The sequence below is a fragment of the Aeoliella straminimaris genome (assembly GCF_024054565.1).
In the GTDB taxonomy this organism is placed as follows: domain Bacteria; phylum Planctomycetota; class Planctomycetia; order Pirellulales; family Lacipirellulaceae; genus Aeoliella; species Aeoliella straminimaris.
Genome location: NZ_JAMXLR010000029.1, coordinates 1 through 24,134, shown reverse-complemented (window position 1 = coordinate 24,134; position 24,134 = coordinate 1). Strand labels below are relative to the sequence as shown.

Below are 24,134 nucleotides of genomic sequence, written 5' to 3'. Positions count from 1 at the left end.
TGGCACACGCAGTCGACCCGTTGGCCGATCACGGTTCTATCTGGCTGCGGGTATTGCTGCATATTGAGGGCGGGGCCATCGGCCCAATTATACCGAGAGGGCATCGCCCGCCCTGGATGCTCATCACTCGGAAGGGTGGAAAATGCCATTTAGTGATTGCCAAGTACGTTTAGGCTAGGTTGCTGGCTATCGCTAATGCAGGTGAGAACAAACAGGCGTTCGCCTACCTCCAACACATCACCGAGGGCATGTGGCGATGGCATTCAGCGCAGAACACTTTTAGAAATAAACAGTATGCACAATTTAGGAGCTCGTCATGAACGTGGCATCCAGCAGGGCGATATTGGCCATCGGTGTACTATTGGCGATGGGCCAGATGGGGCAGGCACAACCGAGCGGAGGTCGCGGACCAGAGATCGTTTCGCCGGAGATTTTGACGGAGGGAAAAGTAGTGTTTCGGCTACACGCTCCGCAGGCCGAGGCGGTCAGACTGGAAAGTCCCGATCTTGGCGGTATGCCGCCGACCGGTGAAATGGACAAGAACGACCAAGGCGTTTGGAGTCTTACGTATGGCCCAGTGGACCCGCCCATTACCATGCGCTACCGTTTCAACGTCGATGGCGTAAGCGTCGGCGATCCACGCGCTCGTGGGACCAGTGAGGCCAACGGGACTGTCTTCAGCCTAGTCCATATGCCGGGGTTGGACATTCAAGACGTACGGGATGTGCCGCATGGAGCCTTGGCTGAAGTTACCTATTACTCCAAAGTTCTTGGTAAATTCCGCCGCATGCACGTTTATACGCCGCCGGGGTATGAAAATAACCAAGAAAAGTATCCGGTCTTCTACTTGCTGCATGGCTCAACCGACAGTGATGACTCCTGGTCCACCATCGGTCGGGCCAACACCATTCTGGACAATATGATTGCTTCGGGTGAGGCGGTTCCCATGGTCGTCGTAATGCCCGATGGACATGTTACCCGTGCAGGGGTGCCCAACTCCAACGGGGGCTCTTTCGAGGACGAGTTTGCCCAGGATATCCGCCCCACGATTGAGAAGAACTATCGCGTCCATACCGACCGGTCACACCGTGCCATTGCCGGTCTTTCCATGGGCGGAGGACAAACCTTAAACATTGCATTTTCCAACCTGTCGGACTTTGGCTACATCGGCGTGTTTAGTTCGGGTGTCTTCGGCCTGGGCGGTGCCAACGACCGTCGAGGAGGGCGCCGGGGACCTTCATGGGAAGAGCGGTATGCGACGGCGCTAAATGATCCCTCTTTGAAGGATGGTCTAGAATTGCTGTGGTTCGCTACGGGACGCGACGATTTTCTGATTGAAACGTCCCGCAACACCGTAGAAGTATTACGCAACCATGACTTCGATGTGACGTGGAAAGAGACTGAGGGCGCCCACTGGTGGAGAAACTGGCGGGGCTATCTCAATGAGTTCGCGGCAGCGCTCTTTCGGGATCCGGCAGCTGCTCGCGGCAGCGCCTCTTCGCCTGCGGGTACCGTAAGCCGCGAGACACCAGAGCATGATACGATCGACGTGATCAGGGACATCGCCTACCGCGAGGGCGACAGCAAAGCGTGGCGGCTCGACCTCGCCATGCCCACGGCAGAGACCGACAAACTGCGGCCCGCGCTGGTGATCGTGCACGGCGGTGGCTGGAGGGCGGGCGAGAAGGAAGTGGACGTTTATCAGAAGATGATGACCGACTACGCCAAGAAGGGTTACGTCACGATCAATGTGGAGTATCGACTGACAGGCGAAGCGCCGTTTCCGGCCTGTATCGAGGATGTGAAGTGCGCGGTGCGCTGGCTCCGTGCCCACGCCGAAGAGTACAAAGTCGATCCCGATCGAGTTGGCGCTTACGGCCATTCTGCGGGCGCGCACCTGGCACTGATGCTTGCCATGGTGCCCAAGTCGGCTGGGCTGGAAGGCGATGGCGGGTGGGACGAATACTCCAGCCGCGTCAATGTGGCGGCAGCCGGTTCGCCGCCAACTGAACTGGGGCGCGACGTGCCGATGGCCAAAACCGAGTGGTGGCCCATCGGGTATATCTCTGGAGAGCACCCGCCGCTGTTTTTGATCCAGGGCGGGCAAGACAGAATCGTCCGGCCTGAACTGACCGAAGACTTCGTCGAGAAGATGAAGGCCGCAGGTGCCGACATCAAGTACCTGAAGATCGACGGCGACGGACACGGCGTGGCGTACGCCGAAAGCTTGGACGTAACCGATCCGGCGCTCGAAGAGTTCTTCGCCAAGCATCTGAAGCCGCCGACATCAACAGAGCACACGCCTACCAGCTCAGCGGTCCAGTCCAAGTCGCCTTGGGTTATCGTCGAAGACGGCGGGACAGGACCATACCCGGCGGTAGTCACCGAGGATCGGACCCTGCCCGGAATGACCATCTACCGCCCCCGTGATCTGTCGGCCTTCGGTGCTGACCAGAAACTGCCCATCCTGTTGTGGGGGAACGGCGCCTGCGCCAATACAACCCAGGAGCACAAGAACTTCCTCAATGAAATCACTTCACATGGGTACGTGGTTCTTGCTATCGGGCTGCTCGACCAGATCGAGAACCGTGATGAGAGTTCTCGTCAGATGACCCGATCGAGCCAGCTTCTTACCGCCCTCGACTGGATTGTGGCCCAGAACGAGGCGACCGAAAGCGTCTATTTCGGCAAGGTGGACGTCTCAAAAGTCGCGGCCATGGGGATGTCGTGTGGCGGTCTCCAGGCCATCGAGATCTCGGCCGATCCAAGAATCTCTACCTCGATTATCTGCAACAGTGGAGTACTCCCAGAGCCTTCACCAATGGCCGCGATGCCGGCGCTATCCAAAGAGGTGCTTAAGAAGTTTCATGCTCCAGTGCTCTACATCATGGGTGGCCCCTCGGATATTGCCTACAACAATGCCATGGACGACTTTTCACGCGTTAGCCATGTGCCAATCGTCATGACCAACCTCAATGTCGGCCACGGCGGCACCTTCGCACGCCCCCACGGTGGAAAGTTCACCAGCGTCGCACTGGCCTGGCTCGATTGGCAACTCAAGGGCAAGGAAGATGCTTCCGCGTGGTTTCTCGGCGAGGACAGCAAGCTTAACAACGATCCTGAATGGAAAGTTGAAACGAAAAACTTCAAATGACAATTCGAGTTGCTAGGTTTTTCGGATTCAATCCATGAGGCGGAAAGAATGATCAGACCTGCAGAGGCGGCTTTGTGCTTGGCATTGCTACTATTGATGATCGCGACCCCAGAAGGACAGGCGCAGCCCCGCCGTCGCTTTCAACCTCGAGAAATGACTCAAGCGGAAAAGGTCGAATTAGAGCAACTGGGATCTCGCGGCATCTGGGTCCATGATCCATCTACGATCGTCAAATGCAAAGATACCTATTGGATATTCTGCACCGGTCGCGGTGTGCCCAGTTACACATCCCAGGACCTTAAGACCTGGAATCGTGGTCCAGCCGTGCTTACCAAACCTCCGGCCTGGCAGACCGAAGCCGTACCCAAGAATCGTGGCACAGGGTACTGGGCGCCCGATGTACTTTTCCACAAGGATAAGTACTTGCTGTTCTTTTCCGTTTCTACCTTTGGGGCCAACACTTCTGCCATCGGTGTCACCACCAACAAAACTCTCGACCCTGACGACCCAGAGTACTCCTGGACCGAGCCTCGATTGGTCATCAAGTCCGATCCCTCTTGCAACTACAACGCCATCGATCCCGGCGTAGTCGTGGACCAAGAAGGCAAGCTATGGATGTCGTTTGGGTCATTCTGGAATGGGATTCAGCTGGTCGAACTCGACCCCGATACAGGGACACGCATCGCACCGGACTCGCCCGTCACGACTTTGGCCGATTACGACTCGATCGAGGCCCCACACATCTACCATCACGACGGCTACTACTACCTGTTCTTGAACTGGGGCATTTGCTGCCGGGGAACTCGCAGCACCTACAACATTCGGGTGGGTCGCAGCAAGAAGATTACCGGTCCCTATCTCGACCAGGAGGACAAAGACATGACCCTGGGCGGCGGCACCCTCTTACTTGAAACCGAAGGCAACTTTGTCGGCCCCGGCCACCCGGGGATTTGGCAGGAGGCAGACAAGCACTATCTCGGGATGCACTTTTACAATGGTGCCATGAACGGGGTATCCCAGTACGCCATCCGGCCTCTCACATGGGATGAGGATGGGTGGCCAAGCGTCGAATTGCCCTCACCAACTCCGGACCCTGGGGACTAGATCACTTACTCGGGGGCTCAAAGAAGTTTTCATCAATTGTTCTCAGGGGCTTCAATGGCTTGGACTTTGAGAACCGACAAAACAGGGAGCGCATGAATGAAGCTGCAAACAATAAGTCTCATCCTACTGACGCTGGGTCTGCTCTTACTACCGCTTGAGGCATCCATTGCATCAGCTCCGGGAGTTCCGGAGGGCTGGTCCGACGGCTACGCATACGCCAACGGTGCGCGTCTGCACTACTACCGCGCCGTCCCCGCACCTGAGAAGCCAGTAATCGTCATGGTGCATGGGGTGACAGACAACGGCCTCTGCTGGACGAATCTTGCCCTGGAGCTGCAGGACGACTACGACATCTACATGCTGGATACCCGCTCTCACGGCTTGTCGGATCCGATCTCCGCAACTGACGATGGGGACACACTCATCAAAGACGTGGTGGAGTTCACTGAAGTGATGGGAATTGGAAAGCCAATCCTGATGGGGCATTCCATGGGTGGGGCCACGGTAATCCGTGTCGGCGGTGAATATCCTGAGCTGGCCAGTGCGGTCATTGTGCTCGACGCCGGCATCGGCGGCCCCGGTGCGGGAAGAGGTCGAGGCCGCCGTGGTTCAGCAGAGCGTGGCGAAAGCCCTCCACGAGGTGGCCGAGCACCAAATGCAGAGCGCAACCGACCGTCCCAAACGCAGCCCAGTGAATCCTCGGGCCCAGACAATCTTTCTGTCAATATGTTCGGTTCGCCTGAGTCCCTGGTGGCGCAGAACAATTACAGCTTCGAAGACCTGGTGGCGACCAGCCAGCGTCGGCACCCCAAGTGGGATATCGTGGACCATCAAGCTTGGGCGTTATCGAAGAAGCAGTATCACGGCGCCTACACTCCGGAGATGTTTGCGGTGATGTCGGGATCGATGAGAACCGGCGATTCGCTGGCAAAGATCCCCGTGCCGGTTCTGATTCTGAAAGCCGACGCGTCGCCCGAGGCTCGCGAAGCCCACCAGGAGACTGTAGCCGAGATGCCAAAAGTCAAGCTCGTTCACATCGACAACGCCGGACATAACCTGCACCACGACCAGTTGGACCGTACCGTGGAAGTGCTGACGGAATTCCTGTCGACGCTACAGAATAAGCAATAAGGGAAATGGCGTATGCATATTACACCTCTTCGCGTTTGCGCCGCACAAGTCGCAGTGTTGCTGTGCCTAATTGCGAGCCCAACTTGTGGTGAAGGCCTTCCCTATGGCAACGAATACGCCTTTGGCGTCGACGTTTCGTTCGTGAAGAGCAGCGTTGATCGGGGAGGCGAATATCGGGATGCCGACGAAGTCAAACCTCCTTTGAGTATTTTCCGCGATCATGGATACAACTGGGGGCGAGTTCATCTGTGTAATGCCCCAGTGCGACGGCTTCCGCAGACCCTGGAATACGTCATTGCTTCAGGGCAGGCGCTCAAACAGCATGGCATGAAGTTCCATCTCGATTTGATGTTTTCCAATGGCTGGGCCAATCCTACAACGCAGCCAACCCCCAGCCTGTGGGAAGACATGGAGCACGAGCAGCGAGTGCAGGCCGTCTACGAATTCTGCCGCGATACTTTGACTGCTCTGCGAAACGCCGATGCCATGCCAGACATGGTGCAGGTCGGCAATGAAATCGGCAACGGCTTTCTCTGGCCGGACGGTAGACTCTGCCCAGAACAGGACAAGCCTTCCAACTGGTCCAATGTAGCCGATTATCTCAAGGCCGGTGTCAAAGGCATTCGCGAAGCCGCCGGCGACCAGCCCATTGAGATCATGATTCACGTCGATCATGGTGGCGATGTGTCCCTGACGCGCGGTTTCTACGATCGAATGAAGCGACACGGCGTCGAGTACGACGTCATCGGCTTGTCATTCTATCCCTGGTCGCACGGCACGCTGATGGACTTGCGGGCCAATCTGCATGCCGCGGCTCTGCGGTATAACAAGCCCATTATCGTGGTTGAGACCGGCTACCACTTCCGTCCGAGCCGCTATTTCGAAGATGTCCGACCGCCTTTTCCTGAAACCCCTTCGGGGCAACGCCAATGGCTCGAAGCGGTCAACGAAATTGTGGTGAACACGCCCAACGGGCTAGGCCGCGGCGTCTTCTGGTGGGAGCCGATGATGCGAGGCCGAGGCTACTTCGACGCCGACGGTCACGTATTGCCGATCATTCATGCCCTTGAGAAATACGCGCTGCCAATCCGCCGTGCTGACGGGCAAACCCGACTACAATAGCAATCGCATCGGTCGCAGGAGTCATTGCCATGAATAAGCATTCGAGTCAAACGGCTGTCGCATTCTTGCTCTTGGCGTTTGCGCCGCCGTTGATCGCTCAGCCGCTGCAACAGATCCGAATCGCCGATAGCCAACGATATTTTGTCCAGGCCGATGGCACGCCGTTTTTCTGGCTGGGCGACACCGCTTGGAGCATTTTCAATCAAGCTTCGCCAGAACAAGTCGATCAGTACTTTGCCGATCGTGCAGAAAAAGGTTTCAACGTTGTGCAGGGGTGCATCGTCCTGTGGAACGGCCTGCGACGGCGCAACCCCGACGGTGAGTTGCCTTTTATCGACGACGACCCCTCGCAAATAAACGAAGCCTACTTCAAGAATGTCGATGCGATCATCGACAAGGCCGAGCGTCACGGTCTCCACATGGCGATTCTGCCGGTCTGGATCAAAGGCTACATCCGCAATACTGACCGTCACGGCGACACGCTACTCGATCCGGAGAAGATGAGAGCCTACTGCAAGTTTCTAGGTCAACGCTACGGCCATCGCCCCATCTTTTGGGTACTGGGCGGCGATTGGCCCGGGCGGGATACACGCGAGCTCAGCGATGCCATGGCCGCCGGCCTGATCGAAGGAGCTGGCACCGACGATATTCTCATAACCTACCATCCGACAGGGCGGCAAAGTTCGTCGTTCTGGTTCCATGACTCCGACTGGCTGGACTTCAACTTCATCCAGTCGGGACATTTTATCGAGACCACCAATTATCAACTCGTCGCCGACGACTTTGCCAAGAGTCCCGTGAAACCCACGCTGGATTCCGAACCGGCCTATGAGAACATCACTGATCGACTCATCCGCGACGATCCGAATGCCCGCCGGATTCAGGCCGAAGACATCCGTCGCTCGGCCTACTTAGCCGTGTTCGCCGGAGCTGCCGGACATACCTATGGTTGTGGCGAGGTGTATGAATTCTGGGATGAAACCCAGCGCCGTCCCTTGCCCGGTTGGGCTGCAAAGCTGACTTTCGAGAAGTCACTCGACTTGCCCGGCGCTTCTCAGATGCAATACCTCCGACGCCTTGTCGAATCACGCCCGATGCTAGAACGCGTTCCCGATCAATCCCTGATCCTCTCGGAAAATAGCCGCCGCGCCACCAGGCGTGTGCAGGCCTGTCGAGCTGATGACGACTCCTACGCGTTCGTTTACCTGCCCGGCGACCAAACGGTAGAGATCGACCTGGCAAGACTCTCCGGAGCCACGCTTACCGCCTACTGGTACGACACTCGCACTGGCGAAGCGACTCGAATCGACGACTTTGACAAAACCGCCTCACGCGAATTTACACCGCCCGACTCTAGCGTCGCCGGCTGGGTTCTTGTCGTAGATAACGCGGCCATGCAGTTTCCGCCGCCGGGACAAGCCACATCCAATGAGTAAGTCGGTTAACGCACTGGCCAACCGCTTTCACGGAAGTCGCAAAAAATACCAGCCATCAAGCAAAAGGTCCTTTCCAAGAAATTTGCTATGAGGATTAAACAAGTCCTTCAAACGTGTACGCTAACTCTGAGCCTGCTAATCCTGCTGCCTACGGTCGCAACCGTTGCGGCGGGTGACGACTCAGGGGATCGGATCTCCGCGCCAGGCAGATACATTGGCTACAGCCAGCCGATTTATGCCGATGACTTTGCCATCAGTTCCCAGTATGTGACGATGAGAGATGGGACTAAGCTGGCCATCGATATTTGCCGTCCAAAAGACAAAACTACTGGAGAGGTTGTCGAGACTCCGTTGCCGGTTCTATGGATGCATACGCCATACAACCGCCGGTACAACGGCAACAGCAAAGAAAACCTGACCGTTGATCACTATGCCGGTACGGCCAGCCGGTTGATCAAATATGGATACGTTGTCGCAACAGTTGATTTTCGTGGACTGTTCGCTTCCTTCGGTCACAACGAGGGCTACAATCGCGGAGAATGGCTCAGTGCGGCGCGTTACGATGCGTACGACATAACAGAATGGCTTGCACAGCAGTCATGGAGCAACGGCAACATCGGAATGTGGGGGTGTTCGGCAACAGGTGGCAGCCAGATGCAGGCGGCCACGACCGCGCCTCCGCATCTGAAAGCGATCTTCCCGATGAGCTTCGAATTTGATGTTTATGACTTTCGTGTACCCGGTGGGATCTCCAATGTAAGAGATCCCCGCGCAACGCCACCCGGTCAACCATTGCCGCAAGAACGAAGGGATGCGATGGCGGCACCAGTGGACAGCGATACAGATGGCAGCTTGCTAAAAGCAGCGTTAACCGATCATGCGGGCACCGTCGAGAGCGGGGGCCAGATCCCATTCCGCGACAGCTACTCCAAGTTCTTCACGGATGACGCGGTCGGGCAATGGTGGATCAAGAGCAGTCCATCGACCTACTTGGATGAAATTAACGCCTCTGGAATCGCCATGTACATGGCGGTGAACTGGGACGAAGGCGCGACCAAGCCTGGCCCATTCTTCGCGATCAATAATTTCACCCTTCCAACCAAGCTGATTATCAGCCCAGGTGGGCATTGTGATTGTCTCACACCTAAAGAACTGACTGGCTTTGATATCGTAATCGAAGAACTCCGCTTTTTCGACTATTGGCTCAAGGGTATCGACAACGGAATCATGGACGAGGACCCGGTCTACTTTTTCACCTACAACGCTCCGGAAGGTAGCGAATGGCGCTCGGCTGATGCCTGGCCACTGCCTGAGGAAAAAAGGGTCGAGTTCTATCTCGGCGAGGGGTTGCTCAGCACAAAGGAGCCCGAGCAGCCCGGAAAAGATGAAACCGAGGTGACATACGACTTCAGGCCGGGCACCGAAAAGCCCTCTGGAGCGCTGATCTATGAAACGGCACCGCTGGACGAGGACATCCAGATTACCGGTCATCCTGAAATCAAGCTTTGGGTATCCTCCACGGCCGACGACGGTGATTTTGTCGCGACGATCCAGGATGTCGCGCCCGATGGAACCGTCACCTCGTACAACGTGCAGGGGCAGCTCCGCGCCTCGATGAGAAAACTGGCTGAGCCGCCCTACGACAACCTTGGCTTGCCTTATCATCGTTTCATCGAATCGGACGTGACCCCGTTGGTTCCCGGCGAACCAACGGAGCTGTCATTCTCAATCCAGCCAATCTCGATGATCATAAAAGCAGGTCATAAAATCCAGCTGGCGATCAGTTTTGCCGGTCGTGGAACACGTCGAATTGAACCTGCGCCCGAGGTGACGGTTTATCGTGATCCGGCGCATCCCTCTCGTGTGATCTTGCCGATCGTTCCAATCCAAACAAGTCCGGTCGATGGAGCTCCCTCCGCCAATCGGGCCTGCTAGGCCGCATTGTGCCGGATTTCAAAGCCGGTCTCTGCAACGGGCAGGGACCATGCCTTGGACTGGAAACAGTGCGAAATAATGACAGAGACAGTTGCATCAATTCAGTCCACATCAGTTACAAAACCACTTGATGCCCATCCCATTTAGTCTCCAAGGAGAACCTTGATGAAATCGACCGTAAGAATCTTGGTCGCCGTTCTTCTTTTTTTGACCACCAGCGTTATTAGTCAGGCCCAGGTAACGAGGGAAAAGGTCGTCGATGGTGGTGGCAGTGGTCCCTACAAAGCTATTGCTGCGGCCGAGAAGACGCTTCCCACTCACACGGTCTACCGCCCCCGGGATCTTGACGCGGCGTTCCGGCAAGAAGGCAAGCTGCCCATCATCGTATTCGCCAACGGCGGTTGCTCCGATTCCTCGATTACCCACGAGAAGGTCCTTTCGGAAATCGCGTCACATGGATACGTCGTCATCGCAATCGGTGCCCTGAAAATGACATCGGGCGAACGTCGTGGCGGTCGCACGGAAGCAACGATGCTCACCGATGCGATCGATTGGATCGCCGCTCAGAATTCCGATGAGTCGAGCTCGTATCACGAGCGGGTCGACCTCAGCAAAATTGCCTCGGGAGGCCAGTCGTGCGGCGGAGCCCAAATACTGGCGGTTGCTGCCGACTCCCGAATCAAGACCTATATGATGTTCAACTCAGGCATGGGCGAAATGTCGATGGCCGGCGCGAGCAAAGAGTCGCTGAGCGATCTCCATGGCCCGATCGTTTACATTGTCGGCGGCCCGTCCGACGTAGCCACATCCAATGCAGAAAAAGACTATCAAAATATCGCTGACGTGCCCGTGGCGTTTGCCAATCTTCTCGAGGGTGGCCACATGGGTACGTTCGCAGAGGAACACGGCGGTTCTTTTTCTCGCATTGCTCTAGCATGGCTCGACTGGCAGCTAAAGGGCCAGGATCAAAATGCGGCCATATTTCTCGCGGATGAACCCCCGGAGGGGTTTCCAGGTTGGACGAGGAAGGCAAAGAATTTCAAGGTTAGCCTGCAGGAAGATGGCGATTCGGATGAGATTACAGTTCCCCAGGAGACCGCCTACCACGAAGGCGACAGCGACGCCCGGAATCTGGAGATGGCGACGCCAGCCGGTTTTCAGACGATCCACAACGACTTCTACTGGACTGATCAGAACGGCGACCGCATCCTGACACGCAGCGGGTGCCTGTGCCGATTCGACAAGCTCTACTACTGGTATGGTGGCAATCAGCGCGGCTTCCGCGAACAATATTGCTACACCTCGCCCGATCTCGTGAACTGGACGAACCACGGTGTTGTGTTACGGCACGACGTGGACGCCAACCGTATCGACGTGTTGCGCAACCCCAGGACCGGCCAATATGTGATGTTCATGAAATATGACGGCAACGGAGCGCATTTTAGCATCGCGACGGCCGACACGCCGGAAGGGCCATTCACCTTTCAGGAGCAGACGCTGGTGGACGAAGCATTGATGGGCGACATGTCGGTCTTTCAGGACGACGACGGCAAGGCCTATCTGTGCTACGTTTCGTGGGCCGTCGGCACGAACGCTCAGCATGGAATCTATTTACTGAGCCCCGACTACCTGAAACTCGAAAAGCGGATCCACCTGTGGGACATCGGAAGCCGCGAAGCACCGCACATCTTCAAACGCAATGGGATTTATTACTACGGGACCTCGCTCACGGATTGGATTGCATCCTCCGGCACGAAGTACTACAAGGCAACGGACATCGTCGGTCCGTGGTCGCCCGCCGAACCACTGGAGACCCCCGGCTCGGAAAATTCCTGGGACACGCAGGTCGACTTTGTTTTCCCCATCAAGGGAACGAAAGGGACCGTTTACATGTTCGCCGGTGACCGCTGGACCAAGGACCTCCCCACCGGGCGCAATGGCGACTATGTGTGGCTTCCGATGGAATTCGATGGCGACAAACCGATTGTCAACTACTATCAGGATTGGGATATCGATCTGCGCAAAGGGACTTGGCGGCCGTTTGATCCCGAGCGCAATCTAGCCTTGGGCAAAACCGCGACGGCGTCCTCTGAATCCGGCGACCATACCGCGCAAAGTGTCCTGCAATCCACATCATGGCGCGATTACAACCAGTCCTATTGGCAAAGCGACGTCGACGACAACCAGTGGATCCGGGTGGATCTTGGTGCTCCGATGGAAATGGATCGCGTGATCCTTAAATGGAACGTCAATGCAGCGAAGGATTTCAAAATCCAGACTTCGACGGACGGCCAAAACTGGTCGGATGTTTACAGCACGACGCAGGGTTCATCAGGAACGGTGACGGATGTGAGCTTCGATCAGAAAACGGCTCGCTACGTACAGATGGTTGCGACTGCGCCAGCCCCAGTTCGCTCCCGCGGGCGGGGTTTCGGCAGGCGCGGACGTGGCGCCGCGACGCCTGCCCCCAGCGGGTATTCGCTATTCCAATTCATGGTGCTGAACGACTGATCGCCAAACATCCCAGAAACACATCGAACCTCGTCAGGTTTGTGCAGCGGCCAACTGACAATTTCCCGAAAGAACCATGATGAACAAAGCTTACTGCACTGCCGCCGTGACTGTCGCGATGGCGATCTGCCTTTTCGGCCTCGAACAAACTCAAGCCGCCACTCCGCAACAATTTGCCCATGATGTCGACCTGGAAGCCGCCGGAGTAAGCACCGATAAGATCGCAGACATGGATGCCCTGCTCCAGTCGTTCGTCAATGACAAGAAGGTAAGCTGCGTTGTCGGATTCGTCGCCAAGGACGGGCAGGTGGTTTACAACAAGGCGTTCGGTTGGAAAGACATCGAGAACCAAACCCCCGCAACGACAGATGATTACTACGTCTTATTCTCGCAAACAAAAGCCATTGTGTCCGTCGCGTTCTTGACCTTAGTCGAGCGTGGATTGGTCAACGTCGACGACCCTGTTTCGAAGTACTTCCCAGAAATTCCCGATCAAGTTGTTACGAAGGTTCACGAGGACGGCTCGTACGAGACAAGGCCCGTCGTCGCTCCTATGACATTTGCGCACCTGCTTTCACATAGCTCTGGACTCAACGCAGGACTAGTCGGACAAATTCGCCGGATAGAAAGGCAGCAGGCCGGTAGTCCGCCCCGAGTTGGAGGACAGATGCCTGGAAACTCGCCAAGCGGACAACACAGCGGCGGGGGCAATCGCGACTCCAAGTACCTCAAGGACGAGATGCTTCCGTTGACAAAGTACCCGCTCGGCTTTGATCCCGGGACCGAATGGAGCTACCACATCAGTACGAACATGTTGGGATACATGATCGAACGCATCTCGGGCAAACCGTTGCGTGAATACGTCAAGCAGACCGTTCTTGAACCGCTCGGCATGGACGACACGGATTGGTATTACGAACCGGACGCGCTCCGCCGCTTCGTCAAGCCCTACCGAGTTAGCGACGGCCGGCTAGAGCTTGCATCAACCATTTACAGCGAGGGCACGGTCAGTAAGGAGCAGACTTATTGCGAAGGCGCCATCGGCCTCAACGGCCCAATTGAAGATTACGCCAAGTTCTGCCAGATGCTCCTGAACAAGGGCGAGTTCAACGGGTGTCGCATCCTGAAACCGGAAACCGTCAAGTTAATGACAACAGTCAATCGTTTGCCCAAGAGGAACGCCGGTGGCGATGGTTTTCAATTCGGGCTGGGCTTCGAACTTTACAACGAGCAAAAGAAGCCCGTTCCCGAAGTATCAAACTCTGCATTTGCCTGGGGCGGCATGATGGGAACACAATACATCGTTGATCCGGAGCATGACTTGATCGCGCTGTTCTACATAAACATGTATAACAATGAGCCGGTATATCCGGCATTCCTCAGCAAGGCGTACAGAATGTTCGATGAATAAAGCACAGCGGTACCCTGCTAAAACAGGGTGTTTATTGTCGCATTATTCTCGCTCTTCGGCTCGCATAATTTGCAAACCTGTGAACCCTCACAGCCAGTCTGTTCAGTCGGCCTGGATGAATTCAACAACGTTACCAATTATCGTACGGATAGGTTTCATCGCTATCGGTGTCCATCATGTTTCACGACGTCAGAGAAAACGGATGCTGTCAAATCAATCGCCTTCTACGGATGCAGACAATGTTCATTCAAATGATCACTCGGACTGTGCTTAATCAAGCTGTCACGGCGACTGTCGGCTTCATAGCATTAGCATCTGGTATCTTGCCAGTGCAAGGCGCAGTCAGAGATTTTAACCACGATTGGAAGTTCGCCAAAGGCGAGCAACCTGATGTCGCGCGCGATTTGCAGTTTGACGATTCTACCTGGGAGTCGGTGCGTATCCCGCACGACTGGGCGATTAGCGGACCTTTCGATGAGAGCGCCTCAGGATCGACCGGAAAGCTGCCCTGGACGGGCGTCGGCTGGTATCGGAAGAAATTCACAGTCGAGGCCGGCTCGGACCGGCGTGTGTACCTCGACTTCGACGGCGTGATGGCGTTCCCCAAGGTCTACATCAATGGAGAACTGGCTGGGCAATGGGACTACGGCTACATGTCATTTCGGGTGGACGCTACCCCGCACATCCGTTTCGGCGAGGAAAACGTCGTCGCCGTGGAGGTGGACACTCGTCGCCATGGTTCACGCTGGTATCCCGGCGCTGGCATCTATCGCAAGGTGCGAATGACGATCGCGAATCCGTTGCACATCGCGCACTGGGGAACGTTCGTCACCACGCCTTCGGTAAGCGACTGGCGAGCAACCGTCCGCGTGCGGTCCACCGTCGATAATCACAGTTCGTCGGATCGCGAACTCGATGTCGCAGTTACGATCCGTGATCCAGAGGGGAATGTGGTCGCGACAGGCGAGAAACGCGGCATCGCGCCCGCCGAAGGTACGGTCGAGGTTGACCAGCAGATGTTCGTAGATGCCCCCGCCCGCTGGGACCTGGAGCATCCAAATCTCTACACTGCGGAAACGATCGTCCGTAGCAGCGGCGAGGTCGTGGATGGCGAGACCGTTACTTTTGGAATCCGGACCTTCTCTTTTGATCCCGACCGCGGCTTTTTCCTGAACGGCGAACGCGTGCAGCTGAAGGGCGTGAACCTGCATCACGACCTCGGGGCTTTGGGGGCGGCCTTTAACCAACGCGCTATGGAGCGCCAACTTCAGATTATGCAAGAAATGGGCGTGAACGCGGTACGGACAAGTCACAATGCCCCCGCCCCCGAGGTGCTAGAGTTGTGCGACCGCATGGGGATTTTCGTCTGGGACGAATGCTTCGATAAATGGAACGCCACAGCCGACAACTTGGCTGGCCCCGAAAACGTGCTACCCATGGCAGTCAGACAACTTGACAACTTTGTCAGGCGAGACCGCAACCATCCTTGCGTGTTCATCTGGTCAGTCGGCAACGAAATCGGCACCTCGGTGGATGAACGCGGCGATGGCATGTCGTTCGGCCGACTGGAAGGCATGCGCACTTGTATCCGGCAACTCGACGACACGCGGCCGGTGGGCATCGGTTGCCACACGCCAAACACGGTGCGATATCCCGTTTACGACCCGCTCGACCTGACCGGCTGGAACTACGGGCGGCGCTACGCTCGGTACCGGGAGGCCTATCCGAATAACCCTATTCTCTACAGCGAGTCGGCATCGACTGTTTCCACGCGCGGGCACTACGCATTCCCGCTCGCAAACAACAAGACCGACTACCCGGGCGGGACGGGCCATGTTAGCTCATACGATCTAAGCGCCACATCGTGGTCGGACATTCCCGATTGCGAGTTTCAACTGATGGAGGACGATCGCTTCGTTGGAGGTGAGTTTGTTTGGACCGGCTTCGACTACCTGGGCGAGCCAACCCCAAATCGTCGAGATGCTCGGAGCTCCTACTTTGGCATCGTCGACCTTGCCGGAATACCCAAAGACCGGTACCACCTATACCGCAGCCACTGGCGACCGAACGCCAAAACAATACACATTCTTCCGCATTGGAACTGGCCGGACCGGATTGGCAAGAAGACGCCCGTCTTTGTCTACACCAATGGCGACTCCGCAGAGCTATTTCTGAACGGAAGATCGCTCGGGCGGCGAACCAAGGGTGTCGTGCCTCCCAAGCCGACAAACCTGGCGGCCGCAAAGCCGACGATGACGAGCGACGGAGCGAGCGCAGAAGCCGCGGTGGATGGTGATGACGATACCGCTTGGCGCCACACAGATTCTGGCGGCACTCCCTGGGTACAAGTGGACCTACAAGAGGTGCAGCCCGTGGAACAGATCGACCTTGCCCTTGGTGATTCCGTGGGCGACGCTGGTTATGCGATTCGTGTTTCTCGAGACGGAACGGATTGGAGTACCATAGCCAACATCGAACCGCGTACTGCTGGATCTCGAGGCTGGGGAAGACGTGCAGGAGGTCCGCGCGCCACCTACGACTTGACCGACCAGAATGTTCAAGCTCGATTTGTCCGTGTCGAGTTCACCGACCTCTCCGACAAATCCACAGCGGATGTGAAAGAGTTGAAGATTTACTCGGCTCGCTACGAACCTGAGTACTATGACGTCACTTATAAGTATCGCCTGCGTTGGAACGATGTGATCTACGAGCCTGGCGAACTCAAGGTAGTTGCCTACAAGGACGGAGCCAAGATTGGCGAGAGTGTGATGCGGACGGCAGGCCCCCCAACCTCTCTAAGGCTTACGCCAGATCGCACCGAATTGCTGCCGACGGGCGAGGACTTGTCTTTCATTCTCGTTGAAGCAGTTGACGCCGAAGGCAATGTCGCTCCGCTGGCCAATGACATACTCACATTCCAAGTCTCCGGCGGAGGAGAACTTGCGGCAGTCAGCAATGGAGACCAGCTGTCGCTCGATTCCTTCCAAGACAACCGTCATCCTCTTTTCAATGGCAAGGCGATGCTCATTGTGCGATCGAAACAAGGTGAGGTTAGCCCGATTCAAGTGACCGTCCGCGCGGAAGGAATGGAGCCGGCGACGTTGTCGATCACCGTTTCCCAATGAACGAGTCCACTTGCCCAAGCCTCGGCCGACTTCAAACGCAGCCGAAAAGGCAGATGCTGCAGGAACAGATTTGTTCGAACTGCCCATCACCACTTAACAATGCCAACAAAAACCCTGTTTTTGCAGTTATGTAATTGCTACCACGTCGCAAGCGCAACGGAGGCGATGGCATGATCACTGACAAAGCGTTTTGCCAAGACTTTATAGGAGTATGTCATGAGCATAGAGCAATTTAATATGCCCAGATTTCTGCTAACGCTCATGCTTCTGAGTGGTATCGCAGTCACCGCGCATGCCCAGACTCTTTTCCTCCCCCCGCGCCCCAATCCCGCAGGGCAAAGTCAGCCGGAATTTGGTGCGAAAGATGGGAGGTTCACCTTCGACGGCGAACCAGCAGTAATCATCTCCGGTTCCATCCACTATCCCCGTGTGCCGAGGGCCTATTGGCGCGATCGAATTCAAAAGGCCAAAGCCATGGGGTTTAACTGTATCGGTACCTATGTCTTCTGGAATGCCCACGAGAAGAAACCCGGCCAATTCGATTTCACCGGTAATCTCGATGTGGCCGAGTTTGTACGTATCTGTCAGGAAGAGGGCATGTGGGTGATTGTCCGGCCCGGCCCCTATGTTTGCTCCGAGTGGGACTTTGGTGGCATGCCGGCTTGGTTGTTAAAAGAACCCGACATGCAGGTTCGGACAAATGATCCTCGTTTCCTGGCTGCTACTAAACGCTATTTCGAGGCGTTGGGCGAGCAATTGGTGGAATTGCAGGTTAATCATGGCGGTCCGATTCTTCAGATTCAGGTTGAGAATGAGTATGGTCAGTTTGGCCGACCTGACAATGAGGACGATAAACAATACAACCGTGCCATCCATCAGCAATTGATTGGAGCTGGGTTCGATACCATGTTCATCCGCTGCGATTGGGCCAATGGACGCACCATTGAGACGGCACATATCGATGGCGTTTACACAACCATGAACTTCGGCGGTGGTGCTGAACGGTCGTTTCGGTTCCTGGAACAGCGGTATCCGGGGATGCCCAAAATGAGTGGTGAGTTTTGGGTCGGTTGGTTCGATCATTGGGGAGACAGGCACAATACCCGAGGACTCGATCGCTTTATTCGAGAAATCGAATGGATGCTCGATAACGATATCTCCTTTAATGTGTACATGCTGCATGGAGGTACCAATTTCGGCTTCACTTCCGGGGCCAATTGGTCGTCTCGATCCTATACGGCTGATACCACCAGCTATGACTATGATTCTCCCATCGACGAGATCGGTCGCTTGAATGAGAAGTTCAACATCTTCCGTGACGCCATCAAGCCCTATCTGCCGGATGACTACGATCTGCCTGACCCTCCGACGCCCATCAAACGCATCGAGGTGCCCCAATTTACCCTCTCGCAGACAGCCTCCTTAGAACAACTCATGGGCAAACCTGTCGCCTCCGGACACCCCCCCTATCTGGAAGCTCTGGATCAGACTCAAGGTCTGGCAATCTATCGCACGACGCTTCAATTGCCCCAGGCAAAACAAGCCTGGCTCGAGTTCAGCGCACTCAAAGATCGGGCCATCGTCATCGTCAACAACCGGCGTGTCGCCACACTCGATCGTCGCTACAAGCAAAGTAAGACGCGTATCGCTCTACCCGCAGGCCAGGTTGAGCTCGATATCTTGCTTGAGAACATGGGCCATTTGAATTACTCCCGCGAGTTGATGAGTGATCGCAAGGGGCTGGGGGAAGTGACGCTGGACGGCAGGCCCGTGCTCGGTTGGCAAGTTTACAGTTTTCCCTTGGAACTCGATGATATCGCACATGTCGAATTCTCCCCGGAGCCAGCCAAGCCTTCACCACTGCCGGTTTTCTATCACGGCCAATTTACGATAGACGAAATGGGGGACACGCTGCTCGACATGCGGGGCTGGGGCAAGGGCATGGTTTGGGTGAATGGCGTTAACCTGGGACGCTACTGGCAGATCGGTCCGCAATACACTCTCTACCTGCCGGGCTGTTGGCTCAAGCAGGGGCGAAACGAGGTTGTGGTCATGGACATCGAACCCACCGGGCATAACACGCTTCGAGGAGTGACCGATATTATTTACGGCCTCAAACTGGATCCCAGCTTGGCTTATATTCGTAAGCCGGGTGAAAACCTCGAAGTTTCGGATCAGCAAGTCGTTGCCCAAGGGCACTTTGAGAACAAAGACGTCGCCCAGACGGTGACCTTCGATGATCAGGTCACTGCCCGATACCTCTGTATCGAGTCACTCAGTTCACATTCAAACGACAATCACGCCTCGATTGCTGAAATCCATCTATTGGACACCGACGGCAGAAGCATCGACCGAAACGGCTGGGAAGTCATCTATGCGGACAGCGAAGAGCTGTTGGCCGAGCCCGCGGGCGCTGGCAACATACTTGACGAGCAACCGATCACCTACTGGCATACACAGCATCGTGGTGTAGGACGTAATCCGCCTCATCCTCACCACATCGTCATCGATCTCGGCAAGGTGGAAACGTTCAACACACTACGGTACTTGCCGCCCGACGGCGACAGCTCCGGCAAAATCAACAAGTACAAGATTTACGCGTCCCAACATCTGTTCGAGAACCTGCAAGGGAGTGAACAGTAGGTTGAATACTGGTTCGTTACTTCACATGAACTTCTACTCACCACAGCTACGAGACGGTTCCGGCCCCAATGCTGTCCTGTAACGAGTGCGACATGCTTCCGCTAATCACAAAAGTTGTCGCTTGCGAGCTTTGCAGCCAGGGCGTGCCTAAGACCAATGGCGGGCATCGTCGGAGGCCAATAAGGAATAACGTCCTTGACTCCTGCTGATGTCCCGAGCTGCCCTGATTGGTTTGCTTAAAGCGATGTCAATCGTCTCGCCGCCGAGTCGGCTTACTAGTTGTCTCCATTCTACGACCATCATTGAAAACATGGTGAACCTTATGAAAACGATCACAAGCTCCCCTACCCCTAGGACCACTGTGCTTCTGGGCCTGATGGCCACGCTCTGCGGGACCATGGCCTATTCCCAGTCGCACAACATCAAAAACGATGACTTTTGGGACACTGAAAACGGAAAGCCAATCTACAGCCAGGGTGGTGGAATATTTAAGTTCAAGGACCCTGCGACAAACGAGGAGAAATACTACTGGTACGGCGTTCGCTATGACCAGGCAGAACGTTATCGGAAAGACCCTTCAGTTACCTTCAATCGAGGAAACACCTTCAATTCTGTGACCTGCTACAGCTCCACGGACTTCGTTAATTGGAAGTCCGAGGGCGATGCACTGACCCGGGCAGAGTCCAGAAAAAACGGCGGGGCACGCGGCTGGCCCTGGATGGGACGCCTTGGAGTGGCCTATATCGAGGACGCTGAAAAGTACGTGATGATCATTCAGTATGGTGCCGGAATACTGTTTGCTGTGGCTGATCAGCCGACGGGACCGTTCGAGTGGCATCAACGCAAGGACATGACCGATACCATCGGCACTCCAAACACCGGCGATCAAACAGTGTTCACTGATGAGGAAACAGGAAAGTCTTATCTCGTATACAGTTATGGCAAGGGGCGCAATAAGATCTACATTTCGGAGATCGGCCTCAAGGGGGACAAGATTGACCTGCTCGACTGCACACAGGTCTACCGGGGCGCCGGACGCGAGGGGAACTGCATGTTTAAGTACAAGGGCAAGTACTACTTGGCCGCCTCGCTCCTGTACGGCTGGGATTCCTCCTATCCCTACTACCTGGTGGCCGACGATATCCGCGGGCCTTACCGGCCTGAAAACAACATGAAGAGACTGAAGGGTGCGGAGGATGATTATGCCCACGTCACCCAGACCGGATTTTTCTTCACCATTAAGGGAACTAAGCAGGACACCGTCGTTTACTGTGGAGATCGCTGGGCCGCTTTCGCCGGAAACGGCCTGGGCTACAACCAATGGTGTCCGCTTTCCTTTGACGGCGAGGAACCGTACTTTAACTCTCTGAGTTCGTGGAACCTCAACGCGGAGACCGGTAAATGGTCGGTGGCGGATAACAATAACTGGGTGAAGAACGCCAGTTTCGAGGCCGACCGAAAGGCGATGCCCAGCGCTAATAAGCCCAGACAAGAGAGGCTTCTGGGTTGGGAGACGATCGTAATCAAAGGAACAGAGATCTCCCTCAATCGCGATTCCCCCATGCTAAACTACGAGAACAGCACCGAGGACCGTCAACGGGTGATTGGAGAAAGAAGCTTAAACATCAGCGACAAAGTCGACTTCACCCGGAGGGTCCAACAGGAGATTGCATCGTCCCCTTATGTGCAGTTCGAAAACGGAGTCTATACGCTTACCGCCAAGGTGAAGAATAGCGCTGGCTTCGAGAAGTTAGAATTGTACGCCAAATCGGCAGGCAACAAGTACTCGACTGAGATCAGCGGCGAGAACTCCGAGTGGAAAACTATCCGCGTCGATGGAATTCAGGTTTCAGACAACAAGGTGACGGTCGGGTTCTTGGCGGATGGCAAAGCTGATTCATTCTGCAGGGTGGATGATGTCGCATTGGTCTTGGCCGATTAGCGCTGCCGCTGTTTGGTGGCCACTGTGCTTCAGAGTGCCATACCGTCGCTGGTAAGTGAATCGGAAATGGGCCGTAGTCGTGCCAGTAAACTTCCTGCGTGATGGGTATGTAAGGTAGTCTCTCCTCGATTAGAAGGGCGAAAGCGCCAACACAATCCTCCATCCCACGCCACCCAGTACCGATAGGTGCGAGAAATACCCTGACCGGCGACTGTCGTGACAACTTTAGACTTTGACTGCGTCATGAGCCATATTTAGACCGCTGGATTCGTCTCAATTTCATCGCGTTATCACTCTGCCCCTTCTACAGGAGGATCGATGCGTTCATTCCATACTCTGACGCGTTCGACACGACCGCTGCTCTTGGCGCTTTCCATGGCGATCGCATTCGCCGACACCTCGCATGGCCTCGAGGGCACCGCGACCTACGACCCCGCCGAAAGCAATCTGGCACCGAAGAGTTGGGTGTCGGCATCGGCCGAGTCGGGGGACGCTTCGGCGGTACTCGACGGCGACAAGAATACAATGTGGATGCCAACTCAGGGCAAGGCTCACCTCCTGGTCGACCTCGGTGGCACGTACGACGCTGTGCACAAAGTACGACTCTACTTCGCCGACCACAAGAGCGTGTACCGCTACCGCTTACAGGGCTCGTCCGATGGCCGCACATGGCGCACCCTCGCTGACCATACCGCCAACGGCGACCGCGGTGGCATTTTCACCGACCTGTTCTCTCATCCCGGTCTTCGCTACATCCGTCTCGAATTGTCGGGCGACCAACCGGGCGCCGTTCGGGAGATGGAAGTAATCAATTACCTCCGCGTAGACCTCCAGAACGGCTCCGACACTTCCGAACAGGGGGGCGATGACACCGCCTATCACTACAACGCTGGCAACAAGCCGCCGATCGTTGGGATCCGCGGCGGTCGGCACAGCGATGCTGGGTCTGTCGAGTCCGGCGCCAACTTCTTCGGCCTGACGAAAGACCTCGGCTGGGACATCATCCGACTGCGCGTTTGGAACGATCCGCGAAGCGAATGGAATGGTGAACCGGTCGACCATCCGGGCAACTGCTCGCCGGCGAACACCCTCCACGTTGCCAAGTCGGTGATTGGCGCAGGACAGGACTTGGCGATCGACCTACACTACTCCGATAGTTGGTCCGACCCTCAGAACCAGCCGAAGCCTTACTCGTGGGCCGACCTGAGCTTTGAGGAGTTACAGCAAGCGACGCACGACTATACGTATGACTTTCTTGAGCGTCTGATAGAGCAGGACACGACGCCGAGCATAGTGGCGATCGGGAATGAGGTAACCAATGGCATGATGTGGGGTAGAGAGTACGACCTGATCACGCCGTACGTGGACCACCATCACTACTACTCATCCGGCCGGCACAAGGCAGCGCCCGGCGGTGGTGTGAAGTGGATCAAGTACGAACAGGCTAATGGGGACACCGATTCGCCGGCGTACGCCGAGTTTCTCGAGTCCGTCCGTAATCTCGCCGTGCTCATCGATGCCGGCAGTCGAGCTGTTCAAGAGATCAACGCCGAGCATGGTACCGACATCGATACGCAGCTGCACTTTGCCTTTAACGTCTTCGAGCGCAATGATGATAAGATGATTGCGCTCGACACGGAGGATGTATTCGAGCGCGTAATGTCACTCGTCGGCACGCTCAACGAGGAGTTGGAGGCTCGCGGCGGCATGGTCGATCGCGTCGGCGTCTCCTATTACCCCGACTGGCACGGCAGCTACGACACCCTGCAGCGTAACCTAGTCGAGATCTCTCGGGCACTGCCGCACGTTAAGCTCAACATCGCCGAATGCTCACCCAAGTTTCGCGGCACGGTCCAGCCGGCCATCGCGAATCTCAACCACCCGGTAGGGTTCGAGTACAGCATACAGTCGCAGGGTGATGACACGATTGATCTCATGAAGACGATTAACGACGTGCCAAACAACGTTGGTACCGGTGTCTGGCCCTGGGCGGGCACGCGCGTGTTCGGCATCGGCCGCGGCGAAAACGGGACACTGCGTGCTTCATTTAAGGCATGGAATGACGCATTTGCCAAAAACGTGGTCGAGGATCGCGTCTTCGTCGCCACGACTCAGGGCCAGACACCGAAACTGCCGGCAACGGTTCGCAGCCTCGATCTGACCACAGGCCAGGTTAGCGACGTCCCGGTACAATGGAGTCCACAGCCTGACGCCCCCGACACGCCGGGCGCTACCTACTCCGTCCACGGTGAGGCTCAGGTAAAAGAACCTGAGCATGGCCGAGGTAAAGTAATGACGGAGGTTACGGCCGTCATCAGTATCGCTGAATAGCTCTTTAGCAGCACATCTCATGAAATGGCAACCCAAAACTGCTGGATAACGTCCATGATATTGCGCAGATTGTTTGGGCAACTCCTGCTTGGTAGGAATTGAGTTGTAGAGATTCAATCCACCAAGCGAAGGAGACTGCCACGATGGCGAGTTTAGCTGGAAGTGCCGAAAGCGGAAGCATGGTAAGGGTCGACGAAGCTTAGATTCGTGGGCACGTCGATGAGTTAGTTCGCAAGAGCGTCGAAGAGACGCTCAAAGGGCCGTTGGAAGTCTAAGCGGATCACTTATG

At 55.9% G+C, this 24,134-nt stretch carries 12 protein-coding genes and 1 pseudogene; all 13 read left to right on the top strand.

The genetic code is table 11. The features are described from left to right. Positions 1-367 precede the first annotated feature (367 nt). Positions 368-3,154 carry an alpha/beta fold hydrolase gene (locus NG895_RS08995; protein WP_252852151.1) on the top strand — a complete coding sequence of 929 codons (2,787 nt, stop codon included), beginning with the start codon at positions 368-370 and terminating at the stop codon, positions 3,152-3,154. Between the two features lie 153 nt (positions 3,155-3,307). Next, positions 3,308-4,258: an arabinan endo-1,5-alpha-L-arabinosidase gene (locus NG895_RS08990; RefSeq protein ID WP_252852148.1), complete on the top strand. Its 951-nt coding sequence runs from the start codon at positions 3,308-3,310 to the stop codon at positions 4,256-4,258. Between the two features lie 96 nt (positions 4,259-4,354). Next, on the top strand, positions 4,355-5,389 hold the full coding sequence (locus tag NG895_RS08985; RefSeq protein WP_252852147.1) for an alpha/beta fold hydrolase: 1,035 nt from the start codon (positions 4,355-4,357) through the stop codon (positions 5,387-5,389). Between the two features lie 12 nt (positions 5,390-5,401). Next, the gene (locus NG895_RS08980; RefSeq protein ID WP_252852146.1) at positions 5,402-6,511 is read left to right on the top strand and encodes a glycoside hydrolase family 53 protein; all 1,110 of its coding nucleotides are present in this window, start codon (positions 5,402-5,404) and stop codon (positions 6,509-6,511) included. 29 nt (positions 6,512-6,540) lie between these two features. Further along, the gene (locus tag NG895_RS08975; protein WP_252852145.1) at positions 6,541-7,947 is read left to right on the top strand and encodes a glycoside hydrolase family 140 protein; all 1,407 of its coding nucleotides are present in this window, start codon (positions 6,541-6,543) and stop codon (positions 7,945-7,947) included. 87 nt (positions 7,948-8,034) lie between these two features. Next, entirely contained in the window at positions 8,035-9,882 is a 1,848-nt protein-coding gene (locus NG895_RS08970) for a CocE/NonD family hydrolase (RefSeq protein ID WP_252852144.1), read from the top strand. A gap of 165 nt (positions 9,883-10,047) precedes the next feature. Further along, complete coding sequence (locus tag NG895_RS08965) at positions 10,048-12,393, top strand: family 43 glycosylhydrolase (RefSeq protein ID WP_252852143.1); 2,346 nt, start codon at positions 10,048-10,050, stop codon at positions 12,391-12,393. A 76-nt stretch (positions 12,394-12,469) separates the two neighbouring features. Beyond that, on the top strand, positions 12,470-13,804 hold the full coding sequence (locus NG895_RS08960; RefSeq protein ID WP_252852142.1) for a serine hydrolase domain-containing protein: 1,335 nt from the start codon (positions 12,470-12,472) through the stop codon (positions 13,802-13,804). A 329-nt stretch (positions 13,805-14,133) separates the two neighbouring features. Beyond that, positions 14,134-16,929 carry a glycoside hydrolase family 2 TIM barrel-domain containing protein gene (locus tag NG895_RS08955; protein WP_252852150.1) on the top strand — a complete coding sequence of 932 codons (2,796 nt, stop codon included), beginning with the start codon at positions 14,134-14,136 and terminating at the stop codon, positions 16,927-16,929. A gap of 216 nt (positions 16,930-17,145) precedes the next feature. Next, on the top strand, positions 17,146-19,572 hold the full coding sequence (locus NG895_RS08950; protein WP_252852141.1) for a beta-galactosidase: 2,427 nt from the start codon (positions 17,146-17,148) through the stop codon (positions 19,570-19,572). 361 nt (positions 19,573-19,933) lie between these two features. Beyond that, positions 19,934-21,514, top strand: coding sequence for a family 43 glycosylhydrolase (locus NG895_RS08945; protein ID WP_252852140.1), 1,581 nt, complete (start codon positions 19,934-19,936; stop codon positions 21,512-21,514). Between the two features lie 375 nt (positions 21,515-21,889). Beyond that, positions 21,890-23,845 (top strand): glycosyl hydrolase 53 family protein, encoded by a 1,956-nt coding sequence (locus tag NG895_RS08940; RefSeq protein ID WP_252852139.1) that lies wholly within the window; start codon positions 21,890-21,892, stop codon positions 23,843-23,845. 143 nt (positions 23,846-23,988) lie between these two features. Continuing rightward, positions 23,989-24,114, top strand: a pseudogene (locus tag NG895_RS30840) (IS256 family transposase); the annotation flags it as partial. Positions 24,115-24,134 lie beyond the last annotated feature (20 nt).

What these genes read in the sequence shown, in the direction of transcription:
- NG895_RS08995 (WP_252852151.1), top strand. Translation starts at nt 368, where the DNA reads ATGGGCCAGATGGGGCAGGCACAACCGAGCGGAGGTCGCGGACCAGAG.
- NG895_RS08990 (WP_252852148.1), top strand. Translation starts at nt 3,308, where the DNA reads ATGACTCAAGCGGAAAAGGTCGAATTAGAGCAACTGGGATCTCGCGGC.
- NG895_RS08985 (WP_252852147.1), top strand. Translation starts at nt 4,355, where the DNA reads ATGAAGCTGCAAACAATAAGTCTCATCCTACTGACGCTGGGTCTGCTC.
- NG895_RS08980 (WP_252852146.1), top strand. Translation starts at nt 5,402, where the DNA reads ATGCATATTACACCTCTTCGCGTTTGCGCCGCACAAGTCGCAGTGTTG.
- NG895_RS08975 (WP_252852145.1), top strand. Translation starts at nt 6,541, where the DNA reads ATGAATAAGCATTCGAGTCAAACGGCTGTCGCATTCTTGCTCTTGGCG.
- NG895_RS08970 (WP_252852144.1), top strand. Translation starts at nt 8,035, where the DNA reads ATGAGGATTAAACAAGTCCTTCAAACGTGTACGCTAACTCTGAGCCTG.
- NG895_RS08965 (WP_252852143.1), top strand. Translation starts at nt 10,048, where the DNA reads ATGAAATCGACCGTAAGAATCTTGGTCGCCGTTCTTCTTTTTTTGACC.
- NG895_RS08960 (WP_252852142.1), top strand. Translation starts at nt 12,470, where the DNA reads ATGATGAACAAAGCTTACTGCACTGCCGCCGTGACTGTCGCGATGGCG.
- NG895_RS08950 (WP_252852141.1), top strand. Translation starts at nt 17,146, where the DNA reads ATGAGCATAGAGCAATTTAATATGCCCAGATTTCTGCTAACGCTCATG.
- NG895_RS08940 (WP_252852139.1), top strand. Translation starts at nt 21,890, where the DNA reads ATGGCGATCGCATTCGCCGACACCTCGCATGGCCTCGAGGGCACCGCG.